Source organism: Bartonella sp. AS69XJJH (assembly GCF_042195585.1).
Classification (GTDB): Bacteria; Pseudomonadota; Alphaproteobacteria; order Rhizobiales; family Rhizobiaceae; genus Bartonella.
In genome coordinates this window covers 1-23,483 of the sequence record NZ_JBHIOO010000011.1, presented here as the reverse complement: position 1 = coordinate 23,483, position 23,483 = coordinate 1, and the positions used below count along the sequence as shown (strand labels likewise).

General features: G+C 36.2%; 21 protein-coding genes and 1 pseudogene. 8 read left to right on the top strand and 14 right to left on the bottom strand.

All coding sequences use genetic code 11. The features are described from left to right. Positions 1-58: 58 nt before the first annotated feature. The 10 genes from ACFIK6_RS06360 to ACFIK6_RS06315 all read right to left on the bottom strand — a co-directional run bounded on the left by ACFIK6_RS06360 (position 59) and on the right by ACFIK6_RS06315 (position 10,265). Entirely contained in the window at positions 59-1,441 is a 1,383-nt protein-coding gene (locus ACFIK6_RS06360; protein WP_375642256.1) for an ATP-binding protein, read from the bottom strand. Further along, positions 1,438-2,124 carry a winged helix-turn-helix domain-containing protein gene (locus tag ACFIK6_RS06355; RefSeq protein WP_375642257.1) on the bottom strand — a complete coding sequence of 229 codons (687 nt, stop codon included), beginning with the start codon at positions 2,122-2,124 and terminating at the stop codon, positions 1,438-1,440. The genes ACFIK6_RS06360 and ACFIK6_RS06355 overlap by 4 nt, the downstream gene beginning before the upstream one ends. 72 nt (positions 2,125-2,196) lie before the next feature. After that, on the bottom strand, positions 2,197-3,708 hold the full coding sequence (locus ACFIK6_RS06350) for a Do family serine endopeptidase (RefSeq protein ID WP_375642258.1): 1,512 nt from the start codon (positions 3,706-3,708) through the stop codon (positions 2,197-2,199). Between the two features lie 227 nt (positions 3,709-3,935). Further along, positions 3,936-4,367, bottom strand: coding sequence for a cytochrome c-type biogenesis protein CcmH (locus tag ACFIK6_RS06345; RefSeq protein WP_375642259.1), 432 nt, complete (start codon positions 4,365-4,367; stop codon positions 3,936-3,938). 1 nt (position 4,368) lies between these two features. Beyond that, complete coding sequence (locus ACFIK6_RS06340) at positions 4,369-6,348, bottom strand: heme lyase CcmF/NrfE family subunit (RefSeq protein ID WP_375642260.1); 1,980 nt, start codon at positions 6,346-6,348, stop codon at positions 4,369-4,371. A gap of 7 nt (positions 6,349-6,355) precedes the next feature. Further along, a complete protein-coding gene (gene ccmE / locus ACFIK6_RS06335; RefSeq protein ID WP_375642261.1) occupies positions 6,356-6,835 on the bottom strand; it encodes a cytochrome c maturation protein CcmE in 480 nt (159 codons plus the stop codon). A 77-nt stretch (positions 6,836-6,912) separates the two neighbouring features. Beyond that, on the bottom strand, positions 6,913-7,683 hold the full coding sequence (locus ACFIK6_RS06330) for a tetratricopeptide repeat protein (protein WP_375642262.1): 771 nt from the start codon (positions 7,681-7,683) through the stop codon (positions 6,913-6,915). 240 nt (positions 7,684-7,923) lie between these two features. Then, entirely contained in the window at positions 7,924-9,342 is a 1,419-nt protein-coding gene (locus tag ACFIK6_RS06325) for an ATP-binding protein (protein ID WP_375642263.1), read from the bottom strand. Continuing rightward, positions 9,342-10,007, bottom strand: coding sequence for a response regulator transcription factor (locus tag ACFIK6_RS06320; protein ID WP_375642264.1), 666 nt, complete (start codon positions 10,005-10,007; stop codon positions 9,342-9,344). The genes ACFIK6_RS06325 and ACFIK6_RS06320 overlap by 1 nt, the downstream gene beginning before the upstream one ends. A gap of 21 nt (positions 10,008-10,028) precedes the next feature. Next, positions 10,029-10,265, bottom strand: a complete 237-nt coding sequence (locus tag ACFIK6_RS06315) for a hypothetical protein (RefSeq protein WP_375642265.1) — start codon at positions 10,263-10,265, stop codon at positions 10,029-10,031. Between the two features lie 348 nt (positions 10,266-10,613). Here ACFIK6_RS06315 and ACFIK6_RS06310 point away from each other — a divergent pair, with 348 nt between their 5' ends. The 4 genes from ACFIK6_RS06310 to ACFIK6_RS06295 all read left to right on the top strand — a co-directional run bounded on the left by ACFIK6_RS06310 (position 10,614) and on the right by ACFIK6_RS06295 (position 15,230). Continuing rightward, on the top strand, positions 10,614-12,764 hold the full coding sequence (locus ACFIK6_RS06310; protein ID WP_375677474.1) for a transglycosylase domain-containing protein: 2,151 nt from the start codon (positions 10,614-10,616) through the stop codon (positions 12,762-12,764). Between the two features lie 17 nt (positions 12,765-12,781). Further along, positions 12,782-13,378: a DUF1214 domain-containing protein gene (locus ACFIK6_RS06305; protein ID WP_375642267.1), complete on the top strand. Its 597-nt coding sequence runs from the start codon at positions 12,782-12,784 to the stop codon at positions 13,376-13,378. Continuing rightward, on the top strand, positions 13,371-13,910 hold the full coding sequence (locus ACFIK6_RS06300) for a hypothetical protein (RefSeq protein WP_375642268.1): 540 nt from the start codon (positions 13,371-13,373) through the stop codon (positions 13,908-13,910). Before ACFIK6_RS06305 ends, ACFIK6_RS06300 begins: the two co-directional genes overlap by 8 nt. Before the next feature lie 534 nt (positions 13,911-14,444). Then, positions 14,445-15,230 carry a DUF1499 domain-containing protein gene (locus tag ACFIK6_RS06295; protein ID WP_375642269.1) on the top strand — a complete coding sequence of 262 codons (786 nt, stop codon included), beginning with the start codon at positions 14,445-14,447 and terminating at the stop codon, positions 15,228-15,230. Positions 15,231-16,165: 935 nt separating this feature from the next. Here ACFIK6_RS06295 and ACFIK6_RS06290 read toward each other — a convergent pair. Beyond that, complete coding sequence (locus ACFIK6_RS06290) at positions 16,166-16,465, bottom strand: glycine zipper 2TM domain-containing protein (protein ID WP_375642270.1); 300 nt, start codon at positions 16,463-16,465, stop codon at positions 16,166-16,168. 253 nt (positions 16,466-16,718) lie between these two features. Between ACFIK6_RS06290 and ACFIK6_RS06285 the strand changes: the two genes are divergently transcribed. Beyond that, on the top strand, positions 16,719-17,126 hold the full coding sequence (locus ACFIK6_RS06285; RefSeq protein ID WP_273757917.1) for an ABC transporter transmembrane domain-containing protein: 408 nt from the start codon (positions 16,719-16,721) through the stop codon (positions 17,124-17,126). Positions 17,127-18,564: 1,438 nt separating this feature from the next. On the opposite strand, the gene ACFIK6_RS06280 is transcribed toward ACFIK6_RS06285, so the two are convergent. Further along, positions 18,565-18,873: a hypothetical protein gene (locus ACFIK6_RS06280; RefSeq protein WP_375642271.1), complete on the bottom strand. Its 309-nt coding sequence runs from the start codon at positions 18,871-18,873 to the stop codon at positions 18,565-18,567. A 253-nt stretch (positions 18,874-19,126) separates the two neighbouring features. Here ACFIK6_RS06280 and ACFIK6_RS06275 point away from each other — a divergent pair, with 253 nt between their 5' ends. The 3 genes from ACFIK6_RS06275 to ACFIK6_RS06265 are packed head-to-tail and all read left to right on the top strand — an operon-like array spanning position 19,127 to position 22,576. Continuing rightward, positions 19,127-20,794 carry a peptidase domain-containing ABC transporter gene (locus ACFIK6_RS06275; RefSeq protein ID WP_375642272.1) on the top strand — a complete coding sequence of 556 codons (1,668 nt, stop codon included), beginning with the start codon at positions 19,127-19,129 and terminating at the stop codon, positions 20,792-20,794. Beyond that, positions 20,784-22,112, top strand: a complete 1,329-nt coding sequence (locus ACFIK6_RS06270; RefSeq protein ID WP_375642273.1) for an HlyD family type I secretion periplasmic adaptor subunit — start codon at positions 20,784-20,786, stop codon at positions 22,110-22,112. Before ACFIK6_RS06275 ends, ACFIK6_RS06270 begins: the two co-directional genes overlap by 11 nt. Beyond that, the gene (locus ACFIK6_RS06265) at positions 22,112-22,576 is read left to right on the top strand and encodes a toxin-activating lysine-acyltransferase (protein WP_375642274.1); all 465 of its coding nucleotides are present in this window, start codon (positions 22,112-22,114) and stop codon (positions 22,574-22,576) included. The genes ACFIK6_RS06270 and ACFIK6_RS06265 overlap by 1 nt, the downstream gene beginning before the upstream one ends. 284 nt (positions 22,577-22,860) lie before the next feature. On the opposite strand, the gene ACFIK6_RS06260 is transcribed toward ACFIK6_RS06265, so the two are convergent. Then, a complete protein-coding gene (locus tag ACFIK6_RS06260) occupies positions 22,861-23,295 on the bottom strand; it encodes a helix-turn-helix domain-containing protein (RefSeq protein WP_375642275.1) in 435 nt (144 codons plus the stop codon). A gap of 65 nt (positions 23,296-23,360) precedes the next feature. After that, positions 23,361-23,483, bottom strand: a pseudogene (locus ACFIK6_RS06255) (DNA adenine methylase); the annotation flags it as partial.

The window sequence follows — 23,483 nt, the reverse complement described above, 5'->3', positions numbered from 1 at the left end:
CTTTATACTTTTAAAACAGTTGTTACGTATGAAAAGAGAAAAGTGAAGAAAAATATCTTTAAGGAAATAACAAAACAGCCCTAAGCCCTGGATTTGCATTTTCAAGTAACAACTCACCCCCGTGAAGCTTCATAACTGCTTTTGCTATACTTAAACCAATTCCAAACCCAGGTTGTGTGCGGCTTTCTTCAAGACGAACAAAGCGTTCTGTCACTTTTTCACGTTTATCCTCTGCTATTCCTGGTCCATTATCGCTCACAACAACTAATAAATGTTCATCACGATATTCCATTGATAAGCAAACTTCTGCTTTCCTTTCACCTTTAGACGCATATTTAATGGCATTATCTATAAGGTTAAAAATTGATTGTGCAACAAGCTCACGATTCAACTTAAGCTCTTTATCAAATATATTGCCCAACCGAAGTAAAACACCTGACTCTTCAGCAAAAGGTTCGTAAATCTCAACAGCATCTTCAAGGATCAGTTTCATATTCATCATTTCAAGATGCTCAATTGCACTGCTGGCCTCAATACGTGAAATCATTAAAATCGCATTGAACGTACAAATAAGTTGATCTGACTCTGCAATAACCCTATCAAGGACCTGACGATATTCAAGCTTTGTCTTATTTCCTGAAAGCGCCTCTTCAGCGCGATTTCTAAGACGCGTTAACGGCGTTTTCAGATCATGAGCAATATTATCTGATACTTGACGTAGACCAATATTTAACTCTTCAATGCGGTCTAACATAACATTAAGATTAGTTGACAATCGATCAAACTCATCCCCTACTCCAGAAACAGGTAACCGCCCACTGAAATCACCGTCCATCAAGCGTTGTGATGCAGCTGTTACATGATCAATCCTTTGTAAAGCTCTCCTGCCAACAAAAAACCATATGAGTAAAGCACCTCCAACCATTGCAGCAAGTGCAATGATCACAGCTTTACGAATAACAATTGCAAAACGTTCTGGCTCATCCAAATCGCGTCCTATAAGAATCTTCATAGCATTAGGTAAATCAACAATAACCGCCAAAGCGCGATGTTCACTTGTTTTGCCATGTTCTCCAAAACGAGAATACAAAAAAGAGGTAGAAATAAAACCACTCTGATTCAAAAGACCTAATTCAATACGTGCTACATTTCCTGCTAAAATACGCCCCATAGAATCCGTGACAAGATAAAGAAATGCTCCTGGTTGTCTTGAACGATAATCAATAGTGCGCATTAATAAGGATAATCCCCCATAATTATAAGCATTTTCAATATACTTTAATTCTTCATGTAAAGCTTGTTCAGTTTGCTCTGTTAACAATGAAGCAGAAAATTCCGTCATATAAATAGAAAGTCCTGTTGCCACCAACCCAAACAATAAAATGTAAAGTGCTGAAAGCCTTAGCGCCGTCGTGCGCATTATATTAATCAAACGACTCATGCTTTGCTATCTGGTGCTTTCAGCATATACCCAGCTCCACGCACGGTATGGAGAAGGGGAACATCAAAATCTTTTTCAATTTTGGCTCTCAAACGGGAGATATGGACATCAATAACATTCGTTTGTGGATCAAAATGGTAATCCCAAACGTTTTCCAAAAGCATAGTGCGTGTAACAACCTGCCCCGCATAGCGCATCAAATATTCAAGTAAACGAAACTCTCGTGGTTGCAATAGAATGTTTCTATCACCCCGTTTTACCGTATGTGCTAGCCGATCAAGCTCAAGATTACCTACACAATAAACAGTTTCTGCTTCTTTAGGATTTTTCCGCCGTTGTAAAACTTCAACACGCGCAAGAAGTTCAGAAAAAGCATAAGGCTTTGTCAAATAATCATCTCCGCCTGCACGCAACCCCGTTACACGATCATTGACTTGCCCTAAAGCAGACAGAATAAGAACCGGTGTTTCATTGCCTTTAGCGCGCAATTCAGCAATAATAGAAAGACCATCACGATGCAAAAGCATTCGGTCAATAACCATAACGTCATAATTTTCCGTGGTCGCTAAAGTATATCCCGTATCCCCATCATAAGCAACATCAACAGAATGCCCTACTTCCAAAAAAGCTTTTTCGAGATAATGCCCCGTCTCATGATCATCTTCAATAACGAGTATCTTCATAAAACGTATCTCCATTATTTTACTATGTTGTAGGACAAATATTTAATAAACATTTGTCCTACAATTAAAACCTTATTTTTTGAAAATCGGAAGAGCGACAAAACGATTTTGATCATTTGTTCGCACTTGTAAGAGTATAGCCTTTCGTCCTAACTGCTGAGCATTTTTGATTGTATTAATAATATCAGAGACTCGTTTAACCGGTTTATTATTTACTGTCACAATGATATCACCAGGGCGTATCCCTTTATCTGCAGCATCTGAATCGGTATCAACATCCGTTACGACAACCCCTATACCATCATCAGAAGGCATGACAATCAGACCATAATCTTCCAATGTTTCATCTACATCACCCTCTCCATTTGAATATTTTGAAGCCTCTTTCTTACTTTCATCTTCAGACATTGAAGCGAGTTTAACCTTGATACTCTCCTCCTTACCTGATCTCCAAATCCCTATGGTTACCGTTTCTCCTGGTTTAATATTTGCAATACGTTTGGCCAGCTCACGCGCATCAGCAACCTTTTCATTATTCACTGAAATAATTACATCACCCGCTTTAATACCAGCCTTTTCTGCCGGTCCTTTTAACGGATCAGTAACCAAAGCACCTTTGGCTTCTTTCAAACCTATTGAATCGGAAATCTCCTTTGTTACCGGCTGAATCTGAACACCTAACCAACCGCGTTGAACTGAACCTTTTTCAATAAGTTGTTGTACAACCTGTTTTACAGTTGCTGCCGGAATAGCAAAAGCAATCCCAACATTTCCTCCAGAAGGAGAAAAAATTGCTGTATTCACCCCAACAACCTTTCCATTAAGATCAAACGTTGGACCACCAGAGTTTCCTCTATTAACAGCAGCATCAATCTGAATAAAATCATCGTACACACCAGTGCCAATATCACGTCCACGTGCAGAAACAATACCTGCTGTCACAGTTCCACCAAGGCCGAATGGGTTCCCAATGGCAACAACCCAATCCCCAACACGAAGCTTTGAATCATCACCAAAATCAACATAGGAAAATTTTCTTTTATCATTCACTTTTAGTACGGCAAGGTCGGTTTTGGGGTCTTTCCCAATGAGCTTTGCATTCAATTCTGTACCATCATCAAGAACAACAGTATAACTGGTTCCGTCAGAAATCACATGATCATTGGTCACAATGTAACCATCAGACGAAATAAAAAAACCCGATCCAAAAGCAACAGGACGGAGTCTTTGCGATTGGTGGGGAAATTTATTTTTAGGTTTATCAAAATCATAAAACTCTTTAAAAAATCTTTTCAAAGGATGCTGGTCTGGTAATTGATCAAGTCCTGGACCACTAAAAAAGTTGCTAAAGAACCTATCTTCTTTCTTTTTATTGCTCTTTACTTGTACTGCTACAACGGCTGGTTTCACTTGAGCAACAATATCGGCAAATCCCTGTTGTTGAATTAACGAGGTAAATACAGAACTTGCATGAGCCTTTGTCATCCACAAGCTTGATGTACATCCACTAAAAAACAGTGCACTTTCCAATATCGCAGAAAAACTCACTGCGACAAATGTTTTAAAGAAAGCCTTTTTAACCATTTACTCTATGCTCCTATTCAATCATACCTTTATTCCAATTCCGATCACTTATAAAATACCAGACCTTACCATTTTCTGTCTAAATTATTAAAGTTTTGTAAGGTTTCTGTATTCCCTAATATAATTACAATAAGATTGTATGCTTATTGCAAGATTGTATGCTTATTGCAGATGATCTGATTTTTTTCTTTTATATAACATCTTTTTTAATGCAATGGCATTTTTGACTATTCTTTTTCATTCACATAACTCATTATTTTCTCATGATTATTTCGTTTGAAGTGGAAAAATATGATAATTGCGCCAATGAGAATAATGATCAAAGGCGAAAACCATAAAAACCAAGTTATTTTATTCAATGGTGGTTTCAAGAGAATAAATTCACCATATCGCTCAACAAGAAAGTCTGTGACTTGCTGATTACTATAGCCCATTTTTAGCCTTTCCCGAATTAAAAGCCGTAAATCACGTGCTAGAGCAGCATCTGAATCATCAATTGATTGATTTTGACAAACCGGACAACGTAAATGCGATGAAATATGGCGTGCTCGCGCTTCAAGAATCTTATCCTTTAAAATCTCATCCGGCTCTACTGCTATCGCTAATCGAAAAGGAAATGCTGCAATTAAAAAAAATACAATCCAAAGATTTTTTTTCATCTCAAAATCTTTTCCAAAAACTTAAAGCAAACAGTACCCTATTGTACATGCCAATGCGAAACCAATATCCCAGAAGAGAAAGACATCCCCCCATAGCCATCATGAATGCCCCTAACCAAATACATATTACATAAGGCTTCCACCATACATGCACAACAAGACCCCGATGATCGGTATGCCCTGGTACAATATATAGCTGTGATAAGCCATAATTTTGAAGACCAACTTCTGTTGTTGATGTATTTTGGCTTGAATAAAATCGCTTTGAGGCTGTTACGTGACCCACAATGTTTTTATTTTCATATATTTTAAAATAAAACTCCATTGCCGAATAATTCGAACCAACACCATCATACACTGCATCAAAATGAAGCGTTTTATCCGCTATCGTCACTCTATCCCCTACGTTCATGATTAAAATACGTTCTTGCCCAAAACTTGCCACACAAACAATACCAAATAATGTAACACCTAATCCCATATGTGCTATTGCTGCACCAAAAGTAGACCATGGCAATCCAAGAAATCTCTTAACGCGTACTGAAAAAGCTCTCTTGCCATATCCACTCTTTCCCCATAGATCCGCTAAACTGCCTAAAAAAACAAACGCTGAAAGCCCAACCCCTAAAACTGCAAAAATATCACGCACAGATGTCGCATAAAATATTATAAAACAGACGATACCAACCAATACAAAAACAAACCATAACCGTTCAAAAACTGCAAGAAAATCACCGCGTTTCCATGCCATCATTGCCCCAAACGGAACAAACAACAACAACAAAATCATTAATGGTCCACAGGTAAGATTAAAAAAAGCAGCCCCTACAGAAATTTTTTGCCCTGTTAATATCTCAATAAAATAAGGATAAAGCGTACCAATCAATACTGTTGCTGTTATTGTTGTAAGTAACAAGTTATTTAAAACAATAAACCCTTCACGTGAAATTGGTTGAAAAAATCTTTCTGTTTTTAAAATAGGGATGCGCAAAGCAAAAAGAAGAAACGCCGCTCCCGTAAAAAAAAATAAAAGCGCAAGAATTGCTTGCCCCCGTGCTGGATCAACAGCAAAACTATGAACAGAAACTAAAAGTCCCGAACGCACAAGAAAAGTTCCCATCAGAGAAAGGGAAAAAGTAAGCAGCGCTAAAAACAAAGTCCAACTTTTCAATATTTCTCGTTTTTCAAGAACAAGAGCAGAATGTAAAAGAGCCGTTCCTGAAAGCCAAGGCATAAACGAAACATTTTCAACAGGATCCCAAAACCAATAGCCCCCCCATCCTAGCTCATAATAAGCCCAATAGGAGCCAACCATAATACCCAATGTCAAAAAACACCAAGAAAGTAAAAGCCACGGACGAATCCCACGCGCCCAAATTCTATCAACATGTCCCATAATCAATGCTGCAACAGCAAAAGAAAAACAAAGTGAAAAACCAACATAACCTAAATAAAGTAGCGGTGGATGAATTGCTAATGCGATATCTTGTAAAAGAGGATTGAGACCATTTCCCTGCAATGCTGGTGGATTCACACGTAAAAATGGATTGGATACAAAAAGAATAAATAAAAGAAAAGCAGTTGTAATCCAACTTTGGCAAATTAAAACAAGCGTCTTAAAATCTTCTGGCAAATGTTGGCTAAAAAAGGCCATCAATGCACTAAAAAAAGCAAGACTTAAAACCCATAACAACATAGAGCCTTCATGGTTGCCCCAAACACCGGTAATTTTATAGAGCATCGGTTTTTCTGAATGAGAATTCTCAACAACGTTCAAAACAGAAAAATCAGATACAACATAAGCATAAATTATCACTAAAAAAGATAAAAGCAGTAATGTAAAAGTGATATATGTTAGAGGAACAGCTGTTTGCATTAACAAACGCTCTCTCCACCAAAAACCTAAAGCAGGTAAAAACGCCCCTAATAAGCTTACTGAAAATGATGCAGCTAAAAAAATATGACCCAGTTCGATAAGCACAATCGAATTATTTCTCCATACTGTAATGTTTTTTCAAACGATCAGCTGTTTCTTTAGGCATATAAGTTTCGTCATGTTTTGCTAAAATACGCGTCCCTATAAAAAAACCCTGTTTATCGAAATGCCCTTCTACAATCACCCCCTGACCTTCACGAAAAAGGTCCGGTAAGGCACCGTTGAAAATCACTTTTTCATGTTTTTTGTTATCCGTTACAAAAAAAATAACACCTCTCTCTCCAACATATCGAACAGTTTCCTTTTCAACAAAGCCACCCAAACGCAAAGGACGCCCCGTTAAAATATCTTCTCTTGTAATTTCAGAGGGCATTCTAAAAAAACTGACCCCATGACGCATTGCATACACTATGAGACTTGCTGCAATTGTCATAACCAAACAACATAATAATATGATCAGTAAGCGCTTTTTTTTTCGCTGCTCTAAAACAACCTTCCATGAGGCAGAATTCTTTAAAGATTGACGATTCATAGATACTCTACGAAAAAAATTTAAATACGTTATAATTAAGTATCAATATTTTATTTTTTAAGAGCTTTGCACATCTTCTACATAGGTGCAAGGTTTCTTTTTTCTGTATGCTCACTCGATAAATCACGTAACTGAATCATCATTTTCTTAACACGTGATTGTCCTGAAAAATTTTCAGGCATTGTATCAAGAAAGCTTTGTAAAAATTGCACTGCCTGCGCAGTTTTTCCTGCTTGATGCAATGCATCGGCCAACAATAAACGTGGATAAAAATCTGTTGGCGCTAAATCTGCCGCTTTTTGAAAAGCATTTTGCGCTTCTTGTGTTATCACTCCCCCTTCATAACCAACCAATGCTAAACCGTATCCTACAAGCCTTGGAGCTGTTTCTCCATTCAAACGAAGTGCATCTAAATAAGTATTTACAGCTTCTTGAAACAGGCTTTCTTCGAGATACCCTACCGCTAACGCATCTGCTAGCTTGCCATCATGAGGTGCACGGAAAAAAAGCACTTGTAAACGAATAAGCTTTTCTTGCTTACTGAGAGTTTGAGGATTTTTATCCATCAATTCGCTAAAAAAATAACTTTTCACTTCTGGATTACCTGTCAGCCCATAAATACTCCATGTCATCAGAAGAACAAACAAAATACTCAAAGCCTTAAGAAAATTTCTTTTTTTATAATGCATATAAAGCTTGTTAAACTCAATCGTACGCTTATGGCTTCTATAACCATCTACGGTTTGAACTTTCCATTCTTTCTTTATCTCATCGTCAAAACGTAGTGAAAGAAAAAGAATACTTGCCAGAAAAGTCAGAAAAAATGCTGCAAAAATTAATAAGAGCATATCATGTTTTTCCAATACGCACAGAGAATGACTCGCTTACATTTTACCCTCTTCATGAGAAGAGTGATGTGAATTGATAAAAATTCATTTTTTTATGGAGAATATTATAAACATCTATTATATATAGATATATCAATTAAACAAAGAAACTAAAACCAATGTTTCCCTACTCTTTATGTATTGTCTGAAAATACTGCTTTACAAACTTTATAGACATTTCTTGCTTAAGGAGAAAATATGTTATTCTCCCATCCTAGGTAATAAAACTTTTGCATACAACCCACCCAAATCAGAACGTGATAAAAAGAGATTGCCACCATATTCACTGACCATATCTGAAACAATTGCTAACCCTAAGCCTGCCCCTAGTTTACTTTCATCAAACCGCCGCCCTCTTTTTAATGCTTCCTCCATTTTGTCTTCTGTTAAACCAGGACCATCATCTTCTACAAAGATACTAAAATATCCTGTTTCTTCAATATTTTCTTCTAAACAACAAGAGATCAAAACCTTTGCTCGAGACCACTGAGTAGCATTTTCAATCAAATTCCCTATAATTTCTTCTAAATCTTCCTTCTCTCCAGAAAAAATAATATCATCAACATCCATAATAAATTGAATTTGTTTCTCAGGATTAAGCTTTTTCATAACCCGCACCAAACGTTCAAGCACACTGCGAACAGACGTATGATAGACAATACTATCGCATTGTGCTGCAATCCGCGCACGCTGAAGATAATGATTGATTTGAGCTTGCATTATTTGCGTTTGCTCTCTCAACAAACAAGCCTTTTCTCCGCGCATCTTATCTGTCTCATTCATAATCACGGACAGAGGCGTTTTTAATGAATGCGCAAGATTACCAACCTGTGTGCGAAATCGCTCAATAATACGCTGATTATTATTAATGAGAGCATTCATCTCTTGTACAAGCGGCATCACTTCGCTTACTAAATCCGTATTCACATAGTGAACTCTTCCTTCGCGAATATCATTCAATGCGCGTCGAATAAGCTTCAACGGTTGAAAACTAAAGAAAATAATAGCAATATTAATAAGTACACTCCCGATACCGAAACTCCAAAGAAAAATTTGCAAAGTTCGCTTAAATTCCTTTACCTGGGCATGAGCTTCATCGATATTCCCAACAAGCCGAAAACGTGCAATATGATTTTTATTATCAAGAACAACATCACTCTCAATTACTTGTAGCTTTTGACCATTGTTTCCCGTTATCCGATAAGAGCGAAAGAATTTATTGTCAAAAGGTATATCAACATCACTTGGTGCAAATATCTCGCCTGTTCCCAATGAGGGGGATGTCAATCTTCCTTTTAAATTATGAGATATCGCAACAACTTCCCAATACCATCCTGTTGTTGGATCAGAATAACGAATATCATCAATCCCAGCCCCTCCTCTCAAAGTACCTTCCGATGACACCGTCACTGTTGCAATAAGACTGTAGAGTTGAGCAGAAAGGATACGCTCTAGGCTTTGTTCAGTTGAACGCTTATAAAATAAAATACTGACTGCAGAAATCGATAAAAGAGAAATAACAACCCATAATGTTGATAAGATCATAACACGTAAACTGAGAGATCGAGTAATTACAAAAAAGAACCTCCTATACCAATTATTCTCTTCGACAACATTCATTAATCACCTCGCGTTCTCACGCGATATCCCATTCCTCGAATAGTTTCAATCAAATCCACTCCAAGCTTTTTCCGTAACCGACCTACAAAGACTTCCACCGTATTCGAGTCCTTATCAAAATCCTGATCATAAAGATGTTCAGTAAGCTCTGTTCTTGAAATGACCCTGTCACAATGATGCATGAGATAGGAAAGCAGTCTGAATTCATAAGATGTTAGTTTAATCAATTGACCATCCACAAAAACACGAGACGTCTTTGTATCTAACAAAACATTTCCGCAACATAATGCACTTGTCGCATGTCCCGTAGTGCGACGAATTAATGCTCGCAAGCGCGCCATCACTTCCTCCAAATGAAATGGCTTCACAACATAATCATCAGCCCCAGCATCAATACCATGCACCTTATCAGACCAACGGTCTCGTGCCGTTAGCATTAAAACAGGCATGGAGCGCCCTTCTTGACGCCACTTTTCAACGACACGAATACCGTCAATCTGCGGTAGACCTATATCAAGTATCACCGCGTCGTAAGACTCTGTACTCCCTAAAAAATAAGCCTCTTCACCATCGAAAGCACTATCGGAAACATATCCTGCACGTCTTACAGCTTCTGCTAATTGATGGTGAAGATTCCGATCATCTTCAACGATTAAGATACGCATCACAACACCATCTGCCAAAGACTAATCAGCAGGAACAAAAAACTCAACACGACGTAACTTTTCACCATTACGGGCTGGTACAACAACCACAATTGCACACATGTCCTTTCCGTCCTGAACTACCGATTTTGAACGGACGAGAACCCCCCTTTCTTGCGCGGCAGCCTTCTTACCTACTTCAGCACACCCAGAAGCTAGAACAGAATCTGCTCCTAAAAAAGCTGCTATTATTACGAATAAAAAATTTTTTTTCATCATAAATATTTCAATACCCCATCTCTTCTTTTCCTTGATAAAGGATAAAAGAAATAATGGTTTTTTTGGGTCGACTTAAAAAGCACAAATGAAAATAATTTACCCTCTATCTTACAGAAGAACACATTAATATTACTCCAAACTTTTAAAAACTCAAAATAAAATATTTTTAATAATGAGAATAAAATTTATTCAATAAAATAATAAAATCTTAATACACTATCTTACGAAAAATGAATAATTCTAAAATAAACTCTTTCTCTTTTAGCACTATAGCAAAAAAATACTTCTACTCCATATAATTATTGTAGATTTGTTTGGTTGTATTTCTTTGCCATAGGCTCTCTTTAAATGTTTGATTTTTTTAAAAAAAAGAAAAGGCAACACCGTAAGCCATTTCACAGTCCTGCTCTCATTGAATTAGACGCACGATTAGATACAGCGCTTTATCACATTCGTTCTGCTAACAGTTTTTTCTGGAAAAAGGCAAAAATCATCTCACAAAATTTTCATCTTCAAGGATGGAAACGTTTTATCGTTGAAGTTCTTGATGAAATACTGACATTAGGGTTGATGGGATTTACTCTTTTCACTATTTTAGGCATTTCTGTTTTTCAACTGACCAAAACAGATTGGTCTTCTCCTAAAAACTTTTCCATTCTTTTTCTAGATCGCTATGGAAATTCCATTGGGCACCGTGGTGCATTGCCAGCGATCTCTGTCCCCGTTGAAGAAATGCCTGACACTGTCATTAAAGCGGTTCTTGCTACAGAAGACCGTCGTTTTTTTGATCATTGGGGCATTGATTTTCAAGGGCTTACACGGGCAATTTCACAAAACATGCAAGCTAACGGTGTGGTGCAAGGTGGCTCAACTCTCACACAACAATTGGCTAAAAATTTATTCTTAACAAACGAGAGAACCATAACACGTAAAATCAAAGAAGCTTATCTTGCTCTTTGGCTAGAAGCAAATTTTAGCAAAAAACAGATTTTACAACTTTATCTTGACCGGGCCTATATGGGAGGAAACAATTTTGGTATTGCCGCAGCGGCAAAATTTTATTTTGGAAAAAACATACGGCATATATCTTTAAGTGAATCTGCTATGTTGGCAGGACTCTTTAAAGCTCCAACAAAATATGCTCCTCATAGTCATCTCTTTGCTGCTCAAACACGTGCCAATGTCGTCCTTTCTAATCTTGTTAATAGCGGCTTTATGACGAAGAGCCAGATTATCAATGCGCATCGCCACCCTGCTAGGGCACTTCCCCAAATAGAAAATAATCAGCCTGATTATTTTCTTGATTGGGCATTCGAGGAAGTCAAAAAAATGCGTCATCAACTTCCAAGCCATAGTTTAATTATTCAAACGACCCTTGATCCGAATATTCAAAAAGCAGCAGAAGAATCAATTGCATATCATTTACATCAGTATGGTCAACAATATCGCGTAACACAAGCTGCCACTGTTATACTCGATAATAACGGTGCTGTATGCGCAATTGTTGGAGGTCTAGATTATAAAAAGAGCCAATTTAACAGAGCGACACAAGGCGGACGGCAAACTGGTTCTTCATTCAAACCTTATGTTTACGCAACCGCATTGGAACACGGACTTTCTCCCTCAACAATCGTTTTAGATGCTCCTATTAATTGGGGAGGTTGGACACCAAAAAATAATTCTGGTCGTTATTTGGGAAAAATTGATTTAGCAACAGCTTTAGCTTTTTCCATTAATACAGTCCCTGTGTATCTCACCTATCAATATCTTAACCGCGATACCCAACCCATCATAGACCTCATCAAGAATATGGGGATTAACGCACATATTTTATCACATAAAACGATGGTTCTTGGCACTTCCAACATGACCCCCATGGATCAAGCAACTGGCTTTAATGTCTTTGCGAATGGCGGGATAGCTGGTAATCGGCATGGGTTCATGCAAATCAGAACAATCGATGGGCATGTGGTATGGGATTTCGAGCATAACGGAAATAAGTTACACCGAGTTCTCAGCAGACAATCAGCTGCTTATATGAACCAAATGATGGTGGGTGTCTCAACACGAGGGTCTGGTAAGCGTGCTGCTCTACCCATGACTCTTGTCGCTGGGAAAACTGGAACATCACAATCCTATCGTGATGCTTGGTTTGTTGGCTTTACAGGCAATTATACTGGAGCGGTATGGATGGGAAATGATAACTTTTCACCGATGAATCGTGCTTTTGGGGGTGGAGTCCCTGCCATGATATGGCAACGCATCATGCTTGCTGCACACCAAAATATTATGCTCAAACAACTCTATGGTGTTAAAGATTCTCTTCTTCCTTATCATCCCCCAATACTTTCCTCCCATGCAGATTCTGAATTTTTCTCCCCAACGCCTTCTACGCTTTCTCCTGAAACATTGAATATTGTGCGATTGATTAACAAAGATCTGAAAAAACCATCTGCAATTTCTTTGAAGATGAAAATAACTGGAGATTCAACATTTTGAATTTAAGATATCCACTGATGTTTTTTAATATCACCATTTTCTTTTTTATCTTCGCTTTTTCTATTTTATGTGGAAAATGGAGTGTCGATTATGTGCTCAATTCCTTTCATCATTTTGGACTCTTTAGAATTGGAAAATGGAGTGCTTATCCACAAATGGGAACCGCCAATATGGATCCCTATACCCGCGCTCTCACCGCTAAACAAGGCATTGTTTCACTCGGACGCACTGAAGGTATTCAATTCCAGATTTGGCGAGATAACCAAGGGCGCCCACTCCACCCTCACTGTCATTATTTGCTCAAAGGCACCATCCCTGAAACTCGTCTTTTTACCCTTTATACAGCTGACAAATCCCTAAAACCCTATACTTCATCCAAAGAAATACCTTTTGAACTCCACACGAACGCTACTACTTATGAGCATGACGGCTCATTGCGCATCAATATTTCACCTACACCGCAAGCCGGCAATTGGCTTGCAACAGTTAGTCAAAAAGAATTCGGGCTTATTCTCACCTTATACGATACCCCAATCATCTCAGCAACGGCATTACAAAAGCTCACAATGCCCTCAATAGAACAAATCCCATCAGGACAAATAAATTGTGACTAGATTTATTCATACCGCACTTCTTGCAATCATTGGCGCTATTATCGTTCATATTTGTGTTCTCTTTCTGATCCCCACTTGGACACAAAATAATATATGGATAAGCCTTAAAAAATCCGGCGCCCCTTATCAATTTGTTGCTTTTACTCCCGATAATCCTATTCAACAATCTGCTGATCCACTCTTTCTTCTTAAAGTCTGCAGATTTAATCTTGAAAATGGACCTGTTTATTTAAAAGCTTTGAAAACACGACAATTTTGGTCACTCGCTGCTTACACGCACAACGGAATTATTTTTTACAACCTTAATGACCGAACAGCCCCTGATAATACTCTCGATCTTATCATTGGAAAACCAATACAAATAATAGAACTCAAAAAATCAAAACCTAAAATAAATGCTAATTCAGTTTTGGTTGCTAAAAATTTGAATGAAGGTTTTGTCATTTTACGTATTTTTGCCCCTTCTTCACTTGCAAAAAAGGAAAGTGAATCTTTCCTTTCATCTGCAACCTGCCGCATATTTTATGAATAAAAACATACTAACCTCTCATTTGGACAACACCTTACTTTCTATACAAAATAAACAAAGCCTCTCAAAATGGTTATCTTTTTTCTCTATTAATCGAATACGCGAATTCAAGTTTGTCTGATTGTAGATCCCTCAATTTTTTATTGAGATATAATGAAATCTCTATTGCACATCATCATATCCTATTTGATACGCATTATCTGACAGAAAAAACTCCCCGCAATCAGAAGAGAAAAATCAAGAGTAAAGTTCTAGAAAAATATGCTGCTAACAACCGTAAAACTTGCTATTTGAGTTTTTTCTTTTTATTTACAAACGTTTCCATAAAGTTTGCATCAATGACATGATAAACTATAGAGGAAATTCTGATTACCTTCAATGAAGTGCAAAAATAATCGCTGGAAACTTATAAGACATTATGCATCCTTGACCTCAAAAATAAGTGCTTTATTTTTCTCTTATAAGCAGAAGCTTTTTGTAAGATAGGCACTCTGAAAAAACTTGGCTTATAGTTTACAATTGAGGGGAAAAAACTTCATGAAGAAGAGATATGTTCGGTTCGTTTCAAGAGCAGCAGTATGGTCCCCTCGATTTGGTGGATTAGCGTTCTTTATTTTATTATTTTCAGTCATTTTACAACGTTTTTCCGTCATTAACGTAATTGATTTCATAATTTTGATCGGAATCTCTAGCGGCTGTGTGATTATTTCTCTTCTTCTTGCTTTAAAAGCACTTCATAGCTTATGGGTCTATGGAGCCCTAGGGGGAATGAACGCTTTAAAAGGGATCATTTATTCACTCATAACTACTACACCATTGATATTATTTTTTGGACTTTGGTTTACCTTACCTGCTCTTTACGATATTTCTACCGACACACAAATCCCGCCCGCTTTTTTTCGCACAATACGTCCCAGCGATGCTTTGCCACTCAAAAGTGTTTTGACTGAACAAGCAGCATTACAGATGTCACAATGGCCAGAAATATCGGGGCGCCGTTATGATGGTTCACCTGATCGTATTCGCGAATCTGTTCTCAATGTTTTAGCAGCCTATGATTGGCCTGTTGTGGCTCAAAGAAAGTTTAAAGGTGAAGAGAATGAACTGTATATTGAAACAATGGCAAAAACTTTTTACCTTGGTTTCATTTCAGACATTATCATTCGTTTAACTGATGAAGGGGATACAACTTTTGTTGATATGCGCTCTGCTTCTCGTTATTTGCCAAGAGATTTGGGAACGAATGCTGCTTTTATTATCGATTTTATGGATGCACTTGATACAGAAATCGCCTCACTTCCTCTTTCTGAAGATAATGAGTAGAGGCTAGAAGTATAGTAAGTTACATTTACTAAATTAGCTTATTTCAAAAATAAATTTTGAGACGTGCGGAAACGAACAAATCAGTTATCGTCTCTCAACGGACATAAGCATTACTGACAAGTTCTTTGAACACCCAAAAGCAACTTATAGCCTCTTTTTAGCGCGTGACATATAGATAAAATATTTGAATTCAAATTCTAAACTTAAATACTATAATTGATTTTACATATATTTTTTATGCTCAGAAATCTCATCATAAAAGTAGGAAAGAAGACTTCTCTAATAAGGAAATTAAGCATTTCTTACAGGCTTATTTTTCCAATGAAAATAGAAAAATATATCTTCATCAAGAAAAATGAAATACATTTATCATAAAATATGATGCATATGTAATATAGTTACAGAAAAAAATAAACAATAAAATACACATAAATTCATCTGTATTTTACAATAAATGATTATTTCAATTTTATAAAGAAATTTCATAATAATAAAAAAATATATATTATTACAAATAATAGAAACTTATTTAAATGAAAATATTTTTTTATCAAACATAATTTAAATATAAATACTAATATCTAATGTATTTAAACGCAACATAAATAAAACAAAACGCCAAAAATAACAAAAAGAACCCACTAAATGTCTTAATTGCTTTCTTTATACTATTTTTCCAACTGTCACCACTGTATCTATAAATTAATGAAAATGAAAATATAAAAATAAATATTGAAAATAAAATATCAAAAACATTATAACTTAATAGTGAAATAAGATTATTACCAATATACATAATAAACACCCGAAATGAATTTTTTATATAAAATATTATAATGGTATATATCTATAAAATAAATAAAATTAGACATATATTTATAAATATATGTCTAAAAAATTGATTTTAAAATATATTATTAAGAATTATCTACAAATCAAAAAATGTCAACGCGATGACCACACTCCTGAAACTTTTTCATAGGCCCTATAATAAGCCCTGCATCTCTGCCCATTTTATAACCTGCATATCCACCCGCTACAGCGCCTGTAACCGTACCCCATACACCACCAACTCGCGAGCCAGCGAATCCTCCATACAGAGCTCCCGCAACTCCTCCGAGGAGTCCTACCTCAATCTTCTCTGTTTGCGCGGCATGATAATAATCTTTAATACCACACGCTGTAGTTGAATGTGAATTTCTGTGTGAATCATGTGATGAGCTTGAACTACCCATTTTTAGTCTCCTTATATTATTAAAAAACTGCATCACAACGATACAGTGGTAACTCTGTTATTATTCATTTTAGCAAATGTCAAATATAATTTGTATAAATAATAATAAAAATACTGTATAAATAATAAATACACTATGTTTATATTATGTTAACACAAAATGTATATTTTTGTGTGAATATAATACTATTTACAATACTGTTTAAATATGCGACATCAATCGCTCTTTCTCTTAAATAAAATCATAAATTCAAATGAGTCATTCACAAGAAAAACCAGTATCCTTCTCTTGGTTTACAAGAACAACAAAGAAATATATCTATTATGTTATCGAACTCAGTTGCGTTGCTGTTGTTTTGCGTTTGCTGGGCTTGGTGAATCCTTTTATTTTTCAAGCGATTATCGACCGTATTCTCCCTTTTCAGCGTATTGAAAGTCTCTATGCTATCGTTGTCTTGATGGTTGCTATCATGCTGTTTAGCACGGCTCTTAGCACTCTATCAGGCTACTTAGGAGCTTATTTAGCCAATCGGCTTACGCTAGAATTTGGACGGCGCATTTACACCCATCTTTTAAGTCTCTCTTTGCCCACTTTACGCCATTGGCAAGTGGGGAAACTGTTGTCACGTATTGGAGAAGTTGATACAATTTGTGTTTTTTAAGAAAAAACTCTGTAAAAAATAAATTTAGCAAATTTCATTATAAACTTATAGCTACATAAATTTATAGATACGCAAATAATCTATAACAAAAAATAGAATTCTCATATAAAATGTTGTTTTTTCTATCTCTTTTTAACTAAGGCAACTCATTTTTTGAAATGTAAAATTCTACATAGATATAAAACAATTACTAAAAATAAATCTTATTTAACCTGATAAAAAACATATCATATATCATAATATTTTAATTTAAAATATTTTATCTACTTTACGAATGATTTTATATATATAGAAATATAGACAGAAATTGAGAATGCTATAAATAATAAACTTAACTCAATTAAATCTGATTTTATATATTTTTTCCAACTTCTGAATCTAAGTATATAAGAAAAAATTTTAAAAAAACCAATAATACTTATTAAAACTAACACAGTTTTAATAATTTCTAAATTATCCATAATAAGAAAGCACCAAAATATAATATATTTATCTATAATATAGATATATTATAATAATAATTAATGTAATAAAAGAAGTTATGGACATAAATATTAAAAATAACTTAACTAATGATAATAGTTTTTTCTTAGTTTCTTTTTTACTGTATCCTTTAGATTCAAAATACAAAATAATTGAGAATATAACAGTAAAAACGATAAGAATTGAACGCAATATTTCTAAAATAAAGTTAATAAAATCTATCCACATCAATAATATCCACCATAACAATTAGAAACTAAAATATACAAATATTTCAATAAAATCTATAGAAAACACCGTATTGACTCTTATAAAGCTTTCATTATACGATTTTTACAGTTGAAAAAGTAGGAATACTGTTAATAATTATGAAATAATTGATACTAATTAAACAAATAATAAAGTCCAAAATATATTATACAGTATGTAATAATGATAACTGATCCTAATTTTATAGACTGCCACCAAGTAGGAAAATTTAATTTATAAAAATACATACTTAAAAGTACAAAAATATTTGTTGCAAACAATGCGTTTTTAACAATAAAAGTAATATAAGTTATAATATTTCCACTAAAATATATTTTAAAAAATAATATATATATATAAAATATTTTATAATCTTTATTAAGTAACCCCATTAAATAAAAATTAACGAAATAAAACAACATAAAGAATAATATAAAAAATGAAATTACTCTTATTAATGATTTTTGTATAATGTTATTTTTAATATACGAATTAGATCCATAATATAATTTAAATAAAGATATAAATATAACTATAGAGCTTAATGATAAAAATAAATTATTAATTATATTTAACTTATCCATAACACATAAAATTTCTTAATTAAAATATATATTATTTTATCAGTGAATGTAGACATGTTTACTGATAACATGCCTACAATATTACCATAAATTTAGATATATAGTGCTAAATATTTCATAATTTACCGGAAACAAAGATAAGTATGATGTATAGCTCCCACGCTTGCTCCTAATAAAGAGCCACTGAGAGCACCACCTGCTGCACCTATTACAGAACCTGCTGCAGACGACGAAAGGAGCGTCACTGCACCTATACCGCCTGTTGCAGCTGTCGCAGCTACTCCTGCGGCTGCTCCAAGCACACCTCCTCCAGCTGCCCCAACAACTGTGCCTACCTCTCTTCCTACTGTTCCTGTTGTTTTCATTTCGTCCCAATAACCCGAAGGGCTACATGAAAGATTCGAGCCATGTGACGAGCTTGAACTACCCATTTTTAGTCTCCTTATATTATTAAAAAACTGCATCACAACGATACAGTGGTAACTCTGTTATTATTCATTTTAGCAAATGTCAAATATAATTTGTATAAATAATAATAAAAATACTGTATAAATAATAAATACACTATGTTTATATTATGTTAACACAAAATGTATATTTTTGTGTGAATATAATACTATTTACAATACTGTTTAAATATGCGACATCAATCGCTCTTTCTCTTAAATAAAATCATAAATTCAAATGAGTCATTCACAAGAAAAACCAGTATCCTTCTCTTGGTTTACAAGAACAACAAAGAAATATATCTATTATGTTATCGAACTCAGTTGCGTTGCTGTTGTTTTGCGTTTGCTGGGCTTGGTGAATCCTTTTATTTTTCAAGCGATTATCGACCGTATTCTCCCTTTTCAGCGTATTGAAAGTCTCTATGCTATCGTTGTCTTGATGGTTGCTATCATGCTGTTTAGCACGGCTCTTAGCACTCTATCAGGCTACTTAGGAGCTTATTTAGCCAATCGGCTTACGCTAGAATTTGGACGGCGCATTTACACCCATCTTTTAAGTCTCTCTTTGCCCACTTTACGCCGTTGGCAAGTGGGGGAACTGTTCACGCGAATCGGAGAGGTTGATACAATTCGCGGGTTTCTAACAGGAACCATCGCCACAACTGTGCTAAATGTTCTGTTCGCAATCATTTATCTTGCGGCACTCTTTTCCATTAGTCCAAAACTTACCTTTATTGTCCTTATTGTTTTACCCTTGCAAATGGGCTCTTTAGCGTTGGTCGGTCCCTTCTTGCGCCGCCAATTACGCCGTGCTTTTACTCTGCAAGCCGCCCATCAATCGCGCCTCATTGAAAGTTTTACCAATCTTGAAGCCATAAAAGCGCATGTAAAGGAGCCAGCCCATACAATACGCATGCAAGAAACTTTAGCCCGTAGTTTAGATCAAAGCCTTACAACCAGTAAATTGCATCTTCTCAATGGAGCCATGAGCCATATTTTTGGTGATCTTTTCACTATTTTTATCATCTTTTTTGGTGCTCAGGCAGTTCTTCAAAACCAGATTACACTAGGGCAACTTATTGCCTTTCATCTCCTCGCTGGAAATGTTTCTGGTCCTATCTTAAGCCTTGCATCCCTATGGGAAGAATGGCAGCATTTGAAAATCTCTCGTCTTCGTTTGGGCGATATTCTTAACTCCCCTTCAGAATGGGAAAAGGAAAAACCGCCTCTTCAACTCAGCGCTCCTCCTCATCTTGAAGCCAACGATCTCTGTTTTTCTTATGGAGATAAGTCCATTATCAATCATCTTAATGTCTGTTTACAACCTGGGCAACCAATTATGTTACTTGGTCCTTCAGGGTGCGGAAAAACAACCTTGGCGAAGCTCCTTTGTGGACTCTACCCCCCAACAAGCGGAAAGATATTGATTAATGCCCAACCTTTACAAAATTTTGATGTCCGTAGCGTGCGTGAAACAATCGCGTATTTTCCTCAAAATCCTTGCCTTTTTTCCGGAACCATTCTTGAGAATATGCTTCTTGCTAAACCAGATGCCACTAAAGATGAAATCGACACTGCACTATATGTTAGTGCTTGCCATGATTTGATTGCTCAGTTGCCTTTAGGACTTCATACTCAAGTAGGAGAGCAAGGTGGTTTTTTATCAGGTGGTCAGCGCCAACGCTTGGCTTTGGCTTGTTTCTTTCTGATAAACCCAAGCCTTCTTATTTTGGATGAACCTACTTCCGCATTGGATGACACTGTCAGTGCACAAATTGTTGAGCATTTATATAAACTTTCGCAAGAACGTATTGTTCTTGTTATTACCCACAAAAGTGACCTCTTTCCTCAGCATGCAACCGTCTTAAACTTTACTGATTTGGAGGCAAAAAATGGCAGATAAAGCTCCCTATTTGCGCCCTTTGTCACCAACGCTTCATATGGTGGTTGCTGTTTTGGTCACCTTATTTCTCTTTATTGTAATCGGCAGCTTTATCGCAAAAACAGAGATTGTTGCACGGGGGCAAGGAAGTGTTATTCCCACCGCTTACGTTCAGCTGGTCCAAGCGCAAAATACAGGACGCATTGAGAAAATTCTTGTAAAAGAAGGGCAATTTGTTCATCAAGGCGATCTTCTTATTCAATTAGATCCTCGTGAAGCCCTCAATGAGTGCGCACGTGTTCAAGCAGATATCGCGCAACAAACCCTTCAAGCACAAATTGCAACAGCTATTTTAACAGCTTTGCATGAAAGTGATCCTTTGGATGAAGATTTTGTGACCAAAGGGCTTGCCTATCTACCAGTTCCTCCTTCTGGCAATCAGACTGCAAGAATAGAAGGGGAAAAACTCATTAGCGCTGCCCTTCAATCTCTCCAAGATAAATTAAGAGCGCTAAAAGCACAGGCGGACCGCGTCGAGCGCAGCGGTGCAACACAACATGCGCAATTAGATAGGTTGGAAGATGATCGTCAATTAAGCCAAGGAAAATTAAAAGCTGCAAAAAGCCTGATGGAAACAAAAGTCATTAGCCAAGCGGTTTATTTAGAGCGTTTACATGACTTTAAAAATGTCGAGCATGAAATTTTAACCAATCAAAGACGTTTGGAAGAAAATGCCGCCGAAATAAACACCCTACGCCAACAACGGAAAAGTCTCATTTCCGATGAAATCGCCCGCTATCGCCAACTTTCGCGTGAAACAGAACTGAATCTTCAAGGATTAAAAGCAAAGCTTGATAGCACTCAATACCATATTGACCACTTATCACTTTATGCACCTGTTGATGGACGTATCGATGATTTAAGTATCCATACTTTGGGCGGCTTTGTAGAAGCTGGTAAAACGCTCATGCGTATTGTCCCTGGTGCGGGCGGTCTCATTGTTGAAGCGTTTTTTGATAATCGAGATATTGGTTTTTTAGAAAAGGGCCAACGTGCTTACATCAAATTTTCTGCCTTTCCACCTGAACGTTTCGGTGTTATCCACGGTACAGTCGTTAATGTAGGCGCTACAGCGCGCTATGATAAAGAAATTAATAATGGTGTCTACGCTGTTTTAATCAAAATTGACCAAGATCATATCACTTTGAATAACAAGCAACTTAAATTTATCCCTGGCATGACTGTGACAACGGATGTCATTACCTCAAAACGGCGTCTCATTTCTTATTTCTTTGAACCTATCACCAAAATTTTAGAACAATCCCTAAAGGAAAGATAATGTCTGTAAATGAAAATTCATCACCATCACTCATAGATCCTCTTACGGCTTTGGGTGCCATGATTGTTTTAATGCTTACATCTCCCTTATACCGCTGCTGGCGAATCTGGGATATCGAACGAAATTTAGGACCAGCTTTACAAACTGGGCAATATAAACTCTATAAAAATGAACGTGGAGAATTTTGCGCCTTTATCACTTGGGCTTTTTTAGATGAAAAAAATCATCAATCTATGCTTGAAAAGGGAGAGCTTTTGTCCGATGCGGATTGGCAAGGCGGAGAATATATGTGGTTTATTGATTGTGTAGCACCCTATGGACATGCTGCTGGTATGGTACGTGACATGCAGCGGCATGTGTTTCCTAATCAGCATTATTGCTACGCTGTTCGGCGTAATGAAGATGGTGGAATACGGAAAATTACCCGCTGGTGTTGCTATAGAGCAAAAAATCCAGCTAAATAGTTTTTCTAAAGCAAGTGCGCATAAATCATTTACCCCCTCTTATAGAAAAGAATCTTTTAAAAGAGCTCTTTGAGCGACAGCTATAGTAAAAGAGAACCTCACCATATTTAGAGCTACCCCACTACAAATAGGTGTCTCTCAACTTACAAGACTTGCTACGAATAGCAACAGACGGTTAAGGGGGTAATCCACTCTCAAGCTGAAATTTGATTAACTAATTTCACTAGAATTGGCTGGGGTACCTGGATTCGAATCTTAAATTTAATTGCAATAAAACATTGATTTTATTTGTATTTTTTAAGGTTAGGGACCATATAATTAGGTTCGGGAATAGGATTTTCACACTTTTCTTTACAAAGCGCATTCTTTTTTCCAGCTTTCTCTAATAATTTTTTTAATAGTCCTAAATCTTCTTCTGAAATAATGTTTATCAGTCTAGAAAACATACCAACAGCTTCACATCTGAATGTATCAGAAGGCTTTATAGTGAAACTTTTGCGACAAGCATCCGATTCTCTTCTCAAAATTTCTGCTACCTCTTTATCTAAAGCATAGAGTTCAATTATCTTTTCCTCCAGTCCTACCGGAACAGACTTTTTGCCAATTTCTACAGATGATAAAAATCCTACAGATATATCTAATTTTTTAGCCATATCTAAAAGGCGTTCTGAATGATCAATGCGAAGTTTCCGTAAAATTTTACCAAAGGATGTAAGCATATAAAAAGTCCTATTAGAGAAGAAATATTTTCTTCTGATTCTAACAAATCTTTTTATGATTTTCCTCAATTATTGCGAATCAAGAGTTCTTTTCGGGGTATTTTTTTAGCCGTACCTGCTGTCCAAAGGGTCTCTAATTCTAAAAAGTCAAAATCCCTAAAAATCTCTCGAACCGCATCACAATCATT